This window comes from Actinoplanes sp. NPDC051470, from assembly GCF_040682035.1.
Lineage (GTDB): Bacteria > Actinomycetota > Actinomycetes > Mycobacteriales > Micromonosporaceae > Actinoplanes.
In genome coordinates, this window is sequence record NZ_JBFBAA010000003.1 from 355,481 (window position 1) to 371,052 (window position 15,572).

Genomic DNA, 15,572 nt, shown 5'->3' on the forward strand with positions numbered 1-15,572 from the left:
CCGGGCCGTTCCTAGCATGGGGTGAGACCAGCGAGAAGGAGCGGACGATGACCGCCAGGCAGACGAACGAGAAGAGCTACGACGGGTTCAGCGAGGACGAACGCAAGGCGATGAAGGAGCGTGCTCAAGAGCTGAAGACCGAGCGGCTGCCCCGGGGCAAGAAGGCTGACCCGGAAGCGGACCTGCTGGCGAAGATCGCGGAGCTGCCCGACGCCGACCGGGTCCTTGCCGAGGGGATCCATCGGATCGTCCAGGAGAGCGCGCCGGGGCTGGCGCCGAAGACCTACTACGGCATGCCCGCCTACGCCAAGGGCGGCAAGGTCGTGTGCTTCCTTCAGCCGGCCAAGAAGTTCGACACCCGGTACGCGACCCTCGGCTTCAACGACCCGGCCGAGCTGGACGACGGCGACATGTGGCCCACGGCGTTCGCCGTGACGACGCTGACGCCGGAGGTTGAGGCCCGGATCGGCGAGCTGGTGAAGCGGGCAGCCGGCTGACGTTCAGGGCGCCGCCATGACGACGTTGCCGGGACGCGCGGCGGGCGGCAGGCACCAAGTCGGCGGCAGGCGGCAGGCAGCGCTGGAGGCCGACGAGGTTCGCGGACCAGCGGCAGGCGGCGGGCGGCGGGCGGCGGCGGCAGCGGCAGCGGCAGCGGCAGCGGCAGCGGCAGGCAACGCTGGAGGTTGATGAGGCTTCAAGGGCGCCCGAACTGTCGTACCCGCGGATTAGCTTGGAGCCATGACGACTTTGGTGGGGCGTGAGCGCGCGGCGCTCCTGGTGATCGATGTTCAGAACGGTGTGGTGGCCGAGGCGTTCGAGCGGGACCGGGTCGTGGGCGCGGTGGCCAGGCTGGTTGAGCGGGCGCGCGGCGCGGGGGTTCCGGTTGTCTGGGTGCAACACTCGGATGACGGGCTGGTGCGCGGCAGCGACGACTGGCTGATCGTCCCGGAACTGGCGCCCGGCGAGGGTGAGACGGTGGTGGAGAAGCACCACGGGGATTCGTTCGAGGGGACGAATCTCGAAGAGGTGCTCGCGGGGCTGGGCGTGGGCGCGCTCTACCTGTCGGGGGCCGAGACCGATGCGTGCGTGCGGTCCACTCTGCACGGTGCGTTCGCCCGGGGCTACGACACCTACCTGGTCGGCGACGCGCACACGTCCGGCGATCGGTCGTCGTGGGGCGCGCCGGAGCCCGAGGCGGTCATCCGGCACACCAACCTCTACTGGAAGTACCAGACCGCGCCGGGCAAGTCGGCCGGTGTGGTTGATGTCGACGAGGTCGACTTCGCCAAGGCTTGATCCTGAAGCTAAGGCTTGATCTTGAAAACGCGGCGGGGCTGGTGGACGACCAGGTCGACGATGGTTTCCTCGGCCTCCTCGGGGTCGAGGCGGTGGGTGGCGACCAGTTCGGCCAGGAAGCCGGCGTCGAGGCGGCGCGACATGTCGTGCCGGGCGGGAATGGAGCAGAAGGCCCGGGTGTCGTCGATGAAGCCGGAGAGCTTGCTGAAACCGGCCGTCTCGGTGACCGCGCGCTGGTATCGGCGGATCTCGGTCGGGTTGTCGAGATACCACCACGGGGCGCCGGCGAACACGGCCGGATAGAAACCGGCCAGCGGGGCGATCTCGCGGGTGAAGACGTCCGGGTCGACGGTGAACAGCACCAGGTGGAAGCCGGGGTGGGTGCCGAACCGGTCGAGCAGCGGCCGCAACGACTCGGTGAACTCCACCGCCACCGGAATGTCGTGGCCGGTGTCGGGGCCGTGCCGGTCGAAGGTGGCCGTGTGGTGGTTGCGGAAGACGCCGGGGTGCAGGGTCATCACCAGGCCGTCGTCGCAGGACATCCGGGCCATCTCGACGATCATGTGGCGGCGGAAGGCGGTCGCCTCGGCGGGTGACACGTCGGATTTCAGGGCCGACCGATAGATCCGGTTCGCGTCGTCGAGTGACACCGGCGCCGCGCCGGCGTCGACGTGGCCGTGGTCGGCCGACACCGCGCCCGCCGACACGAAGTAGCGGCGGCGCTCCTCCAGCGCGGCGATGTAGCCGGCGTAGGAACCGACGTCTCCGCCGAGTTCCTTGACGATCGACGGCCACCCGGGGCGCCCGACCTCCAGGTAGCGGTCGGGGCGGAAGGTCGGCGCCACGCGCGTCGGCAGATCTCTTAACGCGGCGTGCGCGGCCAGGTCGTCGGCCGGGTCGTCGGTGGTGGCCATGAAGTCGATCTGGAAGCGGGACAGCAACGCCTGCGGCCGGTGGCTGGGCGTGCGCAGCAACGCGTCGATCTGGTCGTACAACTCATCGGCGTTGTCGGCCGACGGCCGTGAGGTGATCCCGAAGATCGAGTGCAGCTCGCTCTCGAACCAGTAGCGCACCGGCGTGCCCCGCAGCAGGTGCCAGTGGGCGCAGAACAGCCGCCACACCGAGCGCGGGTCGGCGTCCCCGAGCAGCGAGTCGAGCGGCACCCCGCCGGCGTGCAGCAGCCGCGTCACGTAGTGGTCGGGCTTGATGAACAGCGTCGCCGGGTCGGGGAACGGCGTGTCGTCGCGCAGCATCCGCGGGTCGACGTGCCCGTGCGGCGACACGATCGGCAGCGCCGCCACCGCCTCGTAGAGCCGGCGGGCGATCTGCCGGACGGCCGGGTCGGACGGCAGCAGCCGGTCGGGATGCGGTGCGAGAGCGGGCATGGCCCGAGCCTCGGGCCGTCCGTAAACGCACAGCAAGCGGTTGCCAGTTGTTGCCACGGGCGCGATGGCAACTGATGGCAACCAATTGCCATTCCGGAAACCAGCTCGTAACAGTGATGTCGGTCACTGCGGGATTGTTGGACCGGCAGGCGGACCGCGGCGAAGAAGCGAAACGGAGAACATAGCGATGCGTTACGGAAGAGCGATAGCGCTGGCCGGCGCCACCGTGCTGGTCGCCGCGATGACGGCCTGCGGCGGCGACGACGAGGGCGGCGGCGGGGACGGCGCGGGCAAGACGCTGAACGTGCTGATCGGCGCCAACACCCAGTACCCGGAGGAGTTCGCGGCCTGGCAGAAGTCGATCAGCGACAAGTTCAAGGCGCAGACCGGCGCCGACGTGAAGTTCGAGACGTTCGCCTCCGCGAACGACGAGCTGACCAAGATCCAGACCTCGGTGGTCGCCGGCTCCGGGCCCGACGTGTACGCGGTCGGCACCACGTTCACCCCGACCGCCTACTCGACCGGCGCGTTCGTGAAGCTGGGCGACGAGGAGTGGAAGAAGATCGGCGGCAAGGAGAAGTTCGTGCCGGCGACGCTCGGCATCTCCGGCCCGGACGACCAGAACCAGGTCGGCATCCCGTGGGTGAGCCGGCCGTTCGTGATGGCGTACAACACCGAGCTTCTCAAGGCGGCCGGCATCGACAAGCCGGCGACCACGTGGGACGAGCTCACCGCCCAGGCCAAGCAGCTCACCAAGGGCGACCAGTACGGCCTGGCGATCGCGTACAAGGACAACTTCGACCCGTGGAAGTTCGTCTGGGGCATGTCCACCCAGGCCGGCAACCCGCTGATCGACGGCAAGACGGCCAAGCTGCAGGACCCGACGGTGAAGAAGGCGTACGAGACGTACTTCGGCTGGCTGACCACCGACAAGGTCGTCGACCCGGCCGCCATCGGCTGGACCAACCCGCAGGCCGTCGCCGCGTTCTCCAAGGGCAAGACCGGCTACTTCGCGCTGACCACGGCGACCGCGATCAACTCGCTGGACCAGGGCGCGGTCAAGGGCAAGTGGGCGTTCACGCTGCTGCCGACCGTCCCGCCGGGCGCCACCAGCCGACCGGCCAACGGCGTCGAGGCGGCGAGCATCCTCTCCGGCGACAACCTGCTGGTCGCCGACTACTCGAAGAACAAGGACCTGGCCTTCGAGTACGTCAAGCTGGTCACCGATCAGGAGCAGCAGCTCGACTACTACAAGAAGTTCGGCAACCTGCCCGCGAACGCGGCGGCGCTGGACACCCTGAAGTCGGACCAGAAGCTGGCCCCGCTGACCGACGCGGCGCAGAAGTCGGTGGCGACCCCGTTCACCGGCGCCTGGGCCGACATCCAGCTCGCGCTGACCAACGTGGCCGTGCAGACCCTGCCCGACCTGGCCAAGGGCCCGGTGTCCGCGGCGACCCTGGACGGCCGCATCGCTGACGCGCAGAAGAAGGCCCAGTCGTCCCTGGACCGGGCCAAGTAGCCATGAGCGCCGTGACCGCCGCGCCGCCGGGGAACAAGCCGGGGAGCAAGGACGCGAAGCCGGGGAAGAAGGTGAGCGAGCGGCAGCGTCCGCTGTGGCTCCTCACCCCCGGCGGGCTCCTGATGACGCTGATCATCCTGATCCCGCTGCTGCTGGCCCTGTGGATCTCCCTCATCGACCTCGACCAGTACACGCTGCGCCGGTGGGTGGAGGCCCCGTTCATCGGGATCGGCAACTACGTCGAGTCGTTCGAGGCCGGCCTGCCGAAGTCGATCTGGCTCAGCGTGTCCTTCGCGGTGCTGTCGACGGCGGTGACGGTGCCCATCGGGATCGCGGCCGCCCTGGTCACGCAGAACGCGTACCGGGGCCGGGCCCTGGTCCGGGCGGTCTTCCTGATCCCGTACGTGCTGCCGTCGTTCGTGGTGGCCTCGGTCTGGCGGACCATGCTGCAACCGGACGGCATCGTCAACGAGACGCTGGGCCTCGGCAGCACGCTGTGGCTGAGCGGCCCGAACTCGTACTGGACGCTGGTGCTGGTGGAGATCTGGGCCGCGTGGCCGTTCATCTACCTGATGGCGCTGGCCGCCCTCCAGTCGGTCGACAACGAGGTGCACGAGGCCTCGGCGGTGGACGGGGCGAACTGGTGGGCCAAGCTGACCCGGGTGATCCTGCCCTACCTGCGGGGCCCGGTCCTGCTCGCCTGCCTGCTGGCCACCCTGAACCACATCAACAACTTCACGCTGCCGTTCGTGCTGTTCGGGGCGCCCGCCCCGGACGACGTCAACGTGATGCCGATGCTCGTCTACGTGACCAGCTTCCAGGGTCTGCGGTTCGGCCTCAGCGCCGCGATGGCCGTGATCTCGTTGATCCTGATCGCGATCCCGCTCTACGCCTACCTGCGGGCAGTGAGATTGGATGTGGACAAATGACCGCCCAGGCCGAGGCGCAGCGTCTGCTCCCCCGCCCGCTGCTGGTCACGATCACCGTGCTGCTCTGCGCGATGGTGCTCGTGCCGCTGGCGTACATCGTGCTGGCCTCGCTCAACTCGGACGTCGGGGTGGCGAGCGGCGAGTTCTGGCCGAGCTCGTTCACCGGCGAGAGCTACTCCAAGATCTGGACCACGGCCGACCTGTCCACCGGCATCGTCAACAGCCTGATCGTCTGCGCGGCCACCGCGGTCGCGTCCGCGCTGCTGGGTACGAGCACCGCGTACGTGCTGGTCCGGTACTCGTTCCTCGGCCGGCTGACGATCCTGCGGGGCCTGGTCGGGCTCCAGTCGATCCCGGGCACGCTGATGCTGCTCCCGGTGTTCGTGCTGTTCTCGTCGGCCGGCAACTACCTGGGCCTGACCGTGATCGGCACCCGCTGGGGCCTGTTCGTGGCGTACCTGACCTTCGCCCTGCCGTTCTCCACCTGGGTGATGGTCACCTACCTGCGCGGCCTGCCCCGCGAACTGGAGGAGGCGGCGCGGACCGACGGCGCGTCCACCCTGGTGGTGCTCTGGCGGATCGTGATCCCGCTGAGCCTGCCCGCGATCGTCGTCTCCGGCATCTTCGCGTTCCTGCTCGGCTGGAACGACGTGCTGTTCGCCTCGGTGCTCACCCGCCCCGAGACGCACACGGCGGCGGTCGCGCTGCAGATCTTCGGCTCGGCCCAGGAGGGCGGGGCGCTGCCGGTCTACTCGCAGATGATGGCGGCGGCGCTGATCTGTGCGGCTCCGGTCGTGATCCTCTACCTGCTGTTCCAGCGTTATCTGGTCGGCGGGCTGACCGCGGGCGGGGTCAAGTAGTGCCACGGGCGGTGGTGATCGGTCTCGGCACGATCTCGAAGGTGCATCTCGCGGCGATCGACGCCCTGCCCGAGGTCGAGCTGGTGGGCGCCACGACCCATGACTACAGGAAACTTCTCGATGAGGTACGCCCGGACGTCGCGCACGTCTGCACCCCGCACGACACCCATGCCGACATCGTCGTCGACTGCCTCGACCGCGGCGTCAACGTGCTGCTGGAGAAGCCGGTGGCCGACACGGTCGAGGCGGCCGAGCGGGTGATCGCCGCGGCCGCGCGGGCGCCGGGCCTCAAGGTCGGTGTCTGCCTCCAGAACCGTTACAACGCCGCCGTCCAGGCGGCCCGCAAGGTGATCACGCCGGGCGCTGCAAAAAGAACGCCGGATGCTACAGCAAAGGCGCCGAACCTCAGTGCTACAGCAACTTTGCTATGGCATCGCGACAGCGGTTACTACGCGAGCGCGCCGTGGCGCGGCCAGAAGAAGCGGGCCGGCGGCGGCGTCCTGATCAACCAGGCCATCCACACGCTGGACCTGCTGGAGTGGCTGCTCGGCGACGTCACCGGGGTCAGCGGTCACGTCGGCCACTACGGCGAGGTCGACGCCATCGACGTCGAGGACACCGCGAACGCGCGGCTGACCCACGCCGGCGGCGGGACGAGCGTGCTCTTCGCGACCACCACCAACGCCGTCGACTCCCCGGTCACCATCGAGATCGTCACCGGCGACGCGACGCTGCTGATCCGGGACGGCCTGACGATCACCCATCGCGACGGCCGCGTGGAGCACGTCGCGGAACGGCGCGCCGGCCCGGGCTCGAAGAGTTACTGGGGCGCGTCGCACGAGCTGCTGATCGCCGACTTCTACCGCACGTTGCACGACCCAGGCCCGTTCTGGATCGATCCGGCCGAGGGCACGAAGAGCCTCCGGCTCATTGATCAGCTCTACAGGAGGTAACGTCCGATGTGGACTTTGTCCGGCTTCGCCGACGAGATCTCACCCGACCTCGACGAGCAGTGCGAGGTGGCGAAGGAGTTGGGCCTGAGATACATCGAGGTGCGCAGCGCCTGGGGCGTCAACATCCTCGACCTGGACGACGAGCAGCTTCAGCTGATGAAGACGATTCTGGCCCGGCACGACCTCGGGGTCTCCAGCATCGGCTCGCCGATCGGGAAGATCCACATCGACGACGACTTCCCGCCCCACCTGGAGCGGATGCGCCACGCCGCCGGGGTCGCCCACTTCCTCGGCGCGCCGTACATCAGGATCTTCTCGTTCTTCCAGACGCCCGGCACCGACCCCGACCAGAAGCGGGCCGAGGTGATCGAGCGGATGCGGGCGCTGGCCCGGGTGGCCGAGGAGGCCGACCTGATCCTGCTGCACGAGAACGAGAAGGAGATCTACGGCGACATCCCGCGCCGGTGCCTCGACATCGTCCGCTCGGTCGGTTCGCCGCACCTGCGCCTGGCCTGGGATCCGGCGAACTTCGTGCAGGTCGGCGTGAAGCCGTACACCGAGGGCTACGCGGTGCTGCGGCCCCACCTGGAGTACGTGCAGATCAAGGACGCCCTGGCCGCCGACGGCACGGTGGTGCCGGCCGGCGAGGGCGACGGCGAGGTGGCGCGGACCATGCAGGCGCTGCGCCACGACGGGTTCGACGGGTTCTTCTCGCTCGAACCGCACCTGGCCGAGGGGCACGCCACCGGCGGCTTCTCCGGACCGGACAACTTCCGTAGGGCCTGGCTGGCCTTCACCGGCCTGCTCACCGCTGAGGGGATCGAGTATGCGTAAGGCCGCGGTGGTCGGCGCCGGCGTTATCGGCAAGCACCACGGCAAGGTGATCTCCCAGCTCGCCGACCGGATCGAGCTGGTGGCCGTGGTCGACGTCATCCCGGAGGAGGCGGCGGAACTCGCCGCGAAGCACGGCGGGCGTGCTTTTCAAGAGCTCGGCCAGGCGATCGACACCGAAGACATCGACGTCGTGGTGGTCTGCACCCCGACCGGCAAGCACGGTGAGCTGGCGATCGAGGCGCTCGAGGCCGGCAAGCACGTGATCGTGGAGAAGCCGGCCGAGGTCACCGTGGCCCGGACCGACGAGATCATCGCGGCCCAGCAGAAGGCCGGCAAGCTGGTCACGGTCATCTCGCAGCACCGCTTCGACCCGTCCACCGAGCAGGTCCTCGGCGCCATCGCGCGCGGCGAGCTCGGCCGGATCACGTCGGGCATCGCGTCGATCGACTGGTGGCGCGGGCAGAGCTACTACGACTCCGGGGACTGGCGTGGCACGTGGGCGCTGGACGGCGGCGGCGCGCTGATGAACCAGGGTGTGCACACGGTGGATCTGCTGGTCGCGGCGCTGGGCAACCCGGTCGAGGTGTTCGCGTACACCGGCACCCTGGCCCATCAGCGGATCGAGGTGGAAGACGTGGCCGCGGCGGTGGTGCGCTTCGAGAGCGGCGCGCTCGGGATGCTCCACGCCACCACCGCGGCCTACCCGGGCCTGAGCGCGCGGCTCCAGGTGCACGGCGACCGCGGCTCGGCCGTCATCGACAACGACCAGCTGGTGTTCTTCCAGGTCACGGCCGAGGGCGAAAACCCCCAAGAACGTCTGATGGGTACGAACACAGCACGCGAAGTCCCCACCGCCGGCAGCGACCCGGGAATGCTGTCCGATGCGCACAGGTCGCAGTACGAGAACTTCCTCGCCGCCCTGGACGGCACCGAGGAGCTCCGGGTCGACCTGGTCACCAACCGCCGCTCGATCGGCGTGATCACCGGGGTGTACGAATCCGCGCGCACAGGGAAACCGGTGGCCCTGGACGGAGGACGACAGTGAGCCGCATCGCCGCCAACCCCATCCCGTACTGGTCGAAGGCGGGCAAGACCCGGGAGGTCTTCGAGGAGGCGTTCCGGGACTTCCAGGCCATCGGCTTCACCGCGACCAAGGCCGACGTGCCGGACGGCATGACCGTCGGCGAATACCGGGAGTGGATCGCCGGTTACGGCCTCTCCCCCGCGCTGAGCCTGTTCAACTCCCCGTTCGACGAGACCGTGGACATGGCCGTGGAGCTCGAGAAGGCCAAGCGCTTCGGGGCGCAGCAGGCCGCGCTCGGGCTGGACCGCACGATGGTGTCGTCGATGGCCCGGCCCGAGCGCATCGCCCGCCCGGCCGTGGGGACGGGCTTCGACGCGGGCCGGCTGGACCGAGCGATCGAGAACGTGGGGGCGGTCTGCCGCGTGCTGCGTACCGAAGGCATCTGGCCGTTGCATCATTCGCACGTGGGCGGGGTCTTCGAGACCGGTGACGAGATCACCAAGCTGCTCGACGACCTCGGGCCCGACCTGATCGGCGCCGGCCCCGACACCGGCCACCTGGCCTGGGCCGGCGTCGACCCGGCGGCGTTCATCCGGCGCTACGCCGACCGGCTCGGCGGCATCCACATCAAGGACGTCTTCCCGCTGGCCGGCCTGCCCGACCTCAGCTATCCGGAGCTGGCGGCGACCAAACGGCTGTGGGCCGAGCCCGGCCTGGGCACCGTCGACTTCACGGCCGTCCTGGACGCGATCCCGGCCGGCTACGACGGCGACTTCATGATCGAGGTGGACGAGCCCAGCGTCGAGTCGAAGGCGGAATCGCACCGGATCTCGTACGAATGGGCGCGATCGTTCCTGGCCGGGCGCGTCACCTGAGCACGGCCGGCTTCGACGGCCTGGGGACGCCGCGGGCCGGTGCGCCGGCGGCCCGCCCGCGGTGACTCGTCGACTGCCGCACGACCAGGCGCATCGGCAGCACCAGCGGCGGCCCCTTGGGCACGGCGCCCAGCGCGACCGCGATGCAGTTCTGCACGCCGGTCAGGCCCATCCGGTACAGCGGTGAGGCGACGGTGGTGAGCTGCGGTTCGACCAGTTCGGCGTACGTGATGTCGTCGAACCCGACCACGCTCACCTCCTCGGGCACCCGTACCGCGAGCTTGCGCAGCCCCTTGACGATGCCGATCGCCAGCTGGTCGTTGTACGCCATCACGGCCGTCGCCTCCAGGCGCGCGACCCGGCGGGCGGCGCTCAGCCCGGCCAGCACGTTCGGCTCGTTCGGGCCGACCCGCCGCGCCTCCAGCCCCAGGTCGGCCGCCGCCTCCCGCAGCGCCCGCCAGCGCACCCCGTCCGACCAGCTGGTCTCCGGCCCGGCGACGTAGACGATCCGGTCGTGGCCGAGCGCGGCCAGATGTTCCGCGGCCAGCCGGATCCCCCGGTCGTTGTCGTTCAGCACGCAGCTGGCCTCGGGGATCATCCGGTTGAGCAGCACCACGGCCTTCTGCTTGGCCACCATCCGCAACGCCGAGTCGGACATCCGCGAGCTGGCGATCACGATGCCGTCGACCTGGGCCAGCTCGTGCTCGATGCTCTCCCGCTCGACCTCCGGCGACTCGTTGGTGTGGGTCAGGATGAGCTGGTAGCCGGCCTCACGCGCGGCCTCGTAGGCGCCCTTGATGATGTCGCCGTAGAACGGGTTGGTCACGTCCGCGACGACCAGGCCGATGGCCTTCTGGCGTTCGGCCGGCGGGCGCGTGGCCGGCGCGGGCGCGGCCCGGTAGCCGAGACGTTCGGCCGCCTCGAAGATGCGCTGGGCGGTGTCCGCGTGGACGCGCCCCGGCTTGGAATAGGCACGGGACACCGTCGAGGCGGCCACGCCCGCCTCGGCCGCCACGTCATAGATGGTCGGGCGCCCCGGCATGGCGCTCATCATGAACGCCTCGCAACGCGCGGGCAACACCTCGGAAACCGGCACCGCCGGGCCGCGACCGGCCCGGGTCGGACCTACGGCGACGCGGTGGGGCCGGCAGGGCAGAATCGGACCCGTGGACATCGGGGTGCTCGGGCCGCTCGAGGTGCGTGCCGACACCGGCGGGACGGTGCCGGTGGCCGGCGCGCGCCTGCGTACCCTGCTGATTGTTCTCGCCCTCGACGCCAATCGGGTGCTGTCCACCGATCGGCTCATCGACGCCGTCTGGGGCGACGATCCACCCGCCGCGGCCGGCAACGCCCTGCAGGCGCTGGTCTCCCGGCTGCGCCGCACCGGGCTGGTCATCGACACCGCCCCGACCGGTTATCGCCTGGTCATCGACCCGGAGCGGATCGACGCGGTGCGGTTCATGCGGCTCGCCTCGGCGCGGCCGGCCGAGGCGCTGGCGCTGTGGCGGGGCGAGCTCGACTTCCCGGAGGCGTCCCGGGCCGAGGCGACCAGCCTCACCGAGACGCGCCGCACCGCCCACCGGGCCGTCCTGGCCGAGCAGGTGCGGCGCGGCGCCGACGTCACGGTCGCCCTGGAGGCGCTGGTCGCCAGGCATCCGCTGGACGAGGGGTTCGCCGGGCTGCTGATGCGCGCGCTCGCCGACCAGGGGCTGCCGGGCCGGGCGGTGCAGGTCTTCGCCGATCTCCGGCAGCGGCTGGCCGACACGTTGGGCACCGATCCGGCGGCCGAGCTGGCCGAACTGCACCTGGAGCTGCTCCGGGGCAAGCCCCGGGGGAACCTGTCGGCGTCGGTGAGCAGCTTCGTGGGCCGGGAGGACGACGTACGGGAGATCCGCGCCCTGGTCGCCGGGCACCGGCTGGTCACGCTGACCGGGCCGGGCGGCAGCGGCAAGACCCGGCTGTCGATGGAGGCCGGGGCCGGCGTCCGGGGCGAGGTGTGGCAGGTCGAGCTGGCGCCGCTGACCGACCCGGCCGAGATCCCCTCGGCCGTCCTCACCGCGTTGCGGCTGCGCAGCCTCGTCCTTTCGAACAAGGCGACGGTCGACCCGCTGACCCGGCTCTGCGAGGCGCTGGCCGGGCGGGAGATGCTGATCCTGCTCGACAACTGCGAGCACCTGATCGCCGACGTGGCCCGGGTGGCCGACGCGATCCTGCGGGCCGCGCCGGGGTTGCGGCTGCTGGCCACCAGCCGGGAGCAGCTCGGCCTGCCGGGTGAGCGGCTGCGGCCGGTCGAGCCGCTGCGGCTGCCGCCCGAGGGCGCGCCGCCCGAGGTGGCGGCCGGGTTCCCGGCGGTCCGGCTGCTGCTCGACCGGGCCGGGCCGGGGCTCACCCTGGACGCGGCGACCACCGGGCCGATCGAGACGATCTGCCGCGCGCTGGACGGCATGCCGCTGGCCCTCGAGCTGGCCGCCGCGCGGCTGCGTACCCTTCCGCCCGGCGTGGTCGCGGACCGGCTGGCCGACCGCTTCCGGTTGCTCACCGGCGGGAGCCGCGCCGCCCTCCCCCGGCACCAGACGCTGCGCGCGATGGTCGACTGGAGCTGGGAGCTGCTGACCGAACCGGAACGCACCCTGTGGCGGCGCTTCTCGGTGTTCCACGGCGGCGCCGACGTGACCGCGGCCGAACGGGTCTGCGGCACCGACATCGACGTGCTCGGCGCCCTGGTCGACAAGTCGCTGCTGGTGCTGCGGGCCGGCCGGTTCCGGATGCTGGAGACGATCCGCGAGTACGGGCTGGAGCGGCTGGCCGAGGCCGGCGAGGTCGAGCCGATGCGCCGCGCCCACGCGGCCCATTTCGGCGAGCTGCTGGCGACGGCGGAACCCCACCTGCGCCGGGCCGAGCAGCTGGAGTGGCTGGCGGTGCTGAACGCCGAGCACGACAACCTGCACGCCGCCCTGCGCGGAGCGGTCGACGCCGGCGACGCCGCGACCGCCTTCGCGCTGGCCGCCCGGCTCGGCTGGTACTGGTGGCTGAGCGGGCACCGGGCCGAGGGCTCGATGATGGCCCGGGACGTGCTGGCGATGACCGGCGAGGCCGATCGCGAGGACCGGGCCACGGCGTTCGCCTTCGCCGCGATGAACGGCCTGGAGGGCGCGGCGCCGATGCCCGACGTGCGGGCCTGGTTCCGCGAGGCCGAGCGGCTGGTGACCGGCGACACGACGGTCAACTCGGCGCTGCGGATGGTCGTCCCGATCAGCGCGATGTTCCAGGCCGCGGCCGAGACCCACGCGTTCGACAGGCTCGCCGAGCTCTTCGACGCCGACGATCCGTGGCTGCGCGGGACGGCCCGGATGATGAACGGCCAGCTGATGCTGAACTTCGGGTTCAGCGTCGAGAAGGCCGCCGCCGAGCTGCGTACGGCGCTGGAGATCTTCCGGTCGATCGGCGAGCGCTGGGGCATCGGGTTCTCGCTCAGCCAGCTCGGCGACCTGGCCGCCGCCCAGGGCGATTTCGCGCAGGCGGTGCGCTGGCAGCGGGAGGCGATCGGGCTGATCCGCGAGGTGGGCATCCGCGAGGACATCCCGCAGGTGCAGGTGAAGCTGGCCCATCAGCTGTGGATGGCCGGCGACCGCGCCGAGGCGCGGCGGATGGTCAAGGACGCGCGGGAGTCCGCGGAGGCGATCGGGCTGGCCGAGGTGATGGGTTCGGTCGAGTACGCCGCCGCGACCCTGGCCCGGCTGGAAGGTGACCTGGACGCGGCGCGGGAGCACGCCGGCCGCGCGATGAAGCAGATGCCGCCCGGCCTGTTCGCGCCGCAGTTCGCCTCGATCGCCCGATCAGCCCGCGGGCTGATCGAGGCCGCCGCCGGGAACCTGACCCTGGCCCGGCGGCTGCACACCGAGGCGGTCGAGCTGGCCGTCACCTCGTCCGACCAGCCGGTGATGGCGCTCGTCCTGACCGGATGCGCCGACCTGGTGCTGCGGGAGGGTGACGCGCGACGGGCGGCCCTGCTGCTGGGCGCGGCCGACGGCATCCGCGGTTCGCTCGACCGTTCGCTGCCGGACGTCGGGCGGCTGACCGCCGAAGCCCGCGCCGCGCTGGGCGACGCGGGCTTCGAGGCCTGCTACGACGAGGGTCTGCGGGTCACCCCGGCGACCATCCGGGAGGCGACCGGCCTACACCCGGCGGCGGAAGGCCCAGACCGACAGCGGGGCGAAGACCACCAGGAAGCCGCACGCCCAGAGCAGTGACTGGGTCACCGGGCCGGACACGTCGCCCCCGTTGAGCAGGCCGCGGACCGCGTCGGCGAGCACCGTCACCGGGTTGACCTTCACCCAGGCCTGCAGCCAGCCGGGCATGGTCGCGGTCGGCGCGAACGCGTTGCTGGCGAAGGTGAGCGGGAAGAGCAGCGCGAACCCGAAGATCTGCACCTTCTCGGGCGCGCTCACCAGCATCGCCACCAGCACCGACATCCACGAGGCGCAGAAACCGAAGAACAACAGCAGACCGAAGGCGGCGAGTACGTCCAGAGGGCCGGAGCCGAACCGGAAGCCGAGGATCACGCCGACGATCAGCAGCAGCGCCACCGCCCACGCCTGCTTCACCACGTCGGCGACGATCCGGCCGGCCAGCGGCGCGAACCGGGCGATCGGCAGCGACCGCAGCCGGTCGAAGACGCCCTTGGTCAGGTCGGTGTTCAGCCCGACGCCGGTGTTCATGGTGGCGAAGAGCAGGTTCTGCACGATGATCCCGGCCAGCCCGAACTTCAGGTAGTCGCCGGGCGAGCCGGAGATCGCGCCGCCGAAGACGTAGGTGAACAGCAGCAGGAACATCACCGGCTGCACGCTGAAGTCCATCAGCTCGAACGGGTTGTGCTTGATCTGCACCAGGGTCCGCCAGGCCAGCGTGAGCGTGTGCCGGACGCCCTGGATCGGGGTGACGCGGGGTTCCGCGGCCAGAGTCGTCATTTCGTACCACCGGTCAGGGTCAGGAAGACTTCGTCGAGGCTGGGGCTGCGCAGGGACAGTTCGGCGACGAGCAGGTTCTCCTCGTCGAGCCGCCGGACCAGGTGGGCCAGGGCGCCCGGGTCGGTGACCGGCGCGGTGACCAGGCCGGACGACCGGGTGATGGGGCCGGCCGCGACCGACTCGACCGCGGCGGCGACCTTCTCCAGCTCGTCCTCGGCGATCGGGCGCACGGTCACGGTCTGCGCGCCGGTGCGGGCCTTGAGCTGGTCGGCCGTTCCGGTGGCGATCACCCGGCCGTGGTCGATGACCACGATCTCGTCGGCCAGCTGGTCGGCCTCGTCCAGGTACTGGGTGGTGAGCAGCACGGTGACGCCGTCGGCGACCAGGCCGCGGACGATGTCCCAGACCTCGTTGCGGCTGCGTGGGTCGAGGCCGGTGGTCGGCTCGTCCAGGTAGAGCAGGCGCGGGGCGCCGACCAGGCTGGCCGCGAGGTCGAGGCGTCGCCGCATGCCGCCGGAGTACTTCCCGGCCGCCTTGTCGGCGGCGTCGCCGAGCCGGAACCGGTCGAGCAGCTCCCGCGCCTTGGCCTTGACGTCCCGGCGGGACATGCCGAGCAGGCGGCCGATCAGGATCAGGTTCTCGGCGCCGGTCAGCGTCTCGTCGACCGAGGCGTACTGGCCGGTGAGGCCGATCAGGCCGCGGACCTGGTGGGCCTGGCGGACGACGTCGTAACCGCCGACCGTGGCGTGGCCCTCGTCGGGCCGGATCAGTGTGGCCAGCAGACGGACCGCGGTGGTCTTCCCCGCGCCGTTCGGGCCGAGCAGCCCGAGCACGGTGCCGCTGCGGACCTCGAGGTCGACGCCGTCCAGGGCGGTGGTGTCGCCGAAGCGTTTGACCAGCCCTTCGGCGACGATCGCGTGGTTCATGATT

General features: G+C 70.9%; 14 protein-coding genes. 10 read left to right on the top strand and 4 right to left on the bottom strand.

Translation table 11 applies throughout. The features are described from left to right. Positions 1-47 precede the first annotated feature (47 nt). Together AB0M54_RS08775 and AB0M54_RS08780 are read left to right on the top strand one after the other, a co-directional pair. Positions 48-497, top strand: a complete 450-nt coding sequence (locus AB0M54_RS08775) for a hypothetical protein (protein WP_364328137.1) — start codon at positions 48-50, stop codon at positions 495-497. A gap of 241 nt (positions 498-738) precedes the next feature. Beyond that, a complete protein-coding gene (locus AB0M54_RS08780; RefSeq protein WP_364469936.1) occupies positions 739-1,296 on the top strand; it encodes an isochorismatase family protein in 558 nt (185 codons plus the stop codon). Between the two features lie 8 nt (positions 1,297-1,304). On the opposite strand, the gene uxaC is transcribed toward AB0M54_RS08780, so the two are convergent. Continuing rightward, a complete protein-coding gene (gene uxaC, locus AB0M54_RS08785; protein ID WP_364469938.1) occupies positions 1,305-2,681 on the bottom strand; it encodes a glucuronate isomerase in 1,377 nt (458 codons plus the stop codon). 187 nt (positions 2,682-2,868) lie between these two features. Here uxaC and AB0M54_RS08790 point away from each other — a divergent pair, with 187 nt between their 5' ends. From AB0M54_RS08790 to AB0M54_RS08820, 7 genes are read left to right on the top strand one after another with little or no spacing between them, the layout of a single operon-like run. Then, complete coding sequence (locus tag AB0M54_RS08790; protein WP_364469940.1) at positions 2,869-4,200, top strand: extracellular solute-binding protein; 1,332 nt, start codon at positions 2,869-2,871, stop codon at positions 4,198-4,200. 2 nt (positions 4,201-4,202) lie between these two features. Further along, entirely contained in the window at positions 4,203-5,129 is a 927-nt protein-coding gene (locus AB0M54_RS08795) for a sugar ABC transporter permease (protein WP_364328125.1), read from the top strand. Continuing rightward, on the top strand, positions 5,126-5,989 hold the full coding sequence (locus AB0M54_RS08800) for a carbohydrate ABC transporter permease (RefSeq protein WP_364328122.1): 864 nt from the start codon (positions 5,126-5,128) through the stop codon (positions 5,987-5,989). The genes AB0M54_RS08795 and AB0M54_RS08800 overlap by 4 nt, the downstream gene beginning before the upstream one ends. Beyond that, a complete protein-coding gene (locus AB0M54_RS08805) occupies positions 5,989-6,942 on the top strand; it encodes a Gfo/Idh/MocA family oxidoreductase (RefSeq protein ID WP_364469942.1) in 954 nt (317 codons plus the stop codon). The genes AB0M54_RS08800 and AB0M54_RS08805 overlap by 1 nt, the downstream gene beginning before the upstream one ends. A 6-nt stretch (positions 6,943-6,948) precedes the next feature. Continuing rightward, complete coding sequence (locus tag AB0M54_RS08810; protein ID WP_364469944.1) at positions 6,949-7,776, top strand: sugar phosphate isomerase/epimerase family protein; 828 nt, start codon at positions 6,949-6,951, stop codon at positions 7,774-7,776. Beyond that, positions 7,769-8,821, top strand: a complete 1,053-nt coding sequence (locus tag AB0M54_RS08815) for a Gfo/Idh/MocA family oxidoreductase (RefSeq protein WP_364469946.1) — start codon at positions 7,769-7,771, stop codon at positions 8,819-8,821. Before AB0M54_RS08810 ends, AB0M54_RS08815 begins: the two co-directional genes overlap by 8 nt. Continuing rightward, positions 8,818-9,675, top strand: a complete 858-nt coding sequence (locus AB0M54_RS08820; RefSeq protein ID WP_364469948.1) for a sugar phosphate isomerase/epimerase — start codon at positions 8,818-8,820, stop codon at positions 9,673-9,675. The genes AB0M54_RS08815 and AB0M54_RS08820 overlap by 4 nt, the downstream gene beginning before the upstream one ends. Here the strand turns inward: AB0M54_RS08820 and AB0M54_RS08825 are convergent. Beyond that, positions 9,668-10,717, bottom strand: a complete 1,050-nt coding sequence (locus AB0M54_RS08825; protein ID WP_364469950.1) for a LacI family DNA-binding transcriptional regulator — start codon at positions 10,715-10,717, stop codon at positions 9,668-9,670. The two genes, AB0M54_RS08820 and AB0M54_RS08825, sit on opposite strands and share 8 nt — an antisense overlap. A 124-nt stretch (positions 10,718-10,841) precedes the next feature. Between AB0M54_RS08825 and AB0M54_RS08830 the strand changes: the two genes are divergently transcribed. Then, positions 10,842-13,925, top strand: coding sequence for a BTAD domain-containing putative transcriptional regulator (locus AB0M54_RS08830; protein WP_364469952.1), 3,084 nt, complete (start codon positions 10,842-10,844; stop codon positions 13,923-13,925). Here AB0M54_RS08830 and AB0M54_RS08835 read toward each other — a convergent pair. After that, positions 13,851-14,642 carry an ABC transporter permease gene (locus tag AB0M54_RS08835; protein WP_364469954.1) on the bottom strand — a complete coding sequence of 264 codons (792 nt, stop codon included), beginning with the start codon at positions 14,640-14,642 and terminating at the stop codon, positions 13,851-13,853. The genes AB0M54_RS08830 and AB0M54_RS08835 overlap by 75 nt on opposite strands. Continuing rightward, positions 14,639-15,568 carry an ATP-binding cassette domain-containing protein gene (locus AB0M54_RS08840; RefSeq protein ID WP_364469955.1) on the bottom strand — a complete coding sequence of 310 codons (930 nt, stop codon included), beginning with the start codon at positions 15,566-15,568 and terminating at the stop codon, positions 14,639-14,641. The genes AB0M54_RS08835 and AB0M54_RS08840 overlap by 4 nt, the downstream gene beginning before the upstream one ends. Positions 15,569-15,572: the final 4 nt, after the last annotated feature.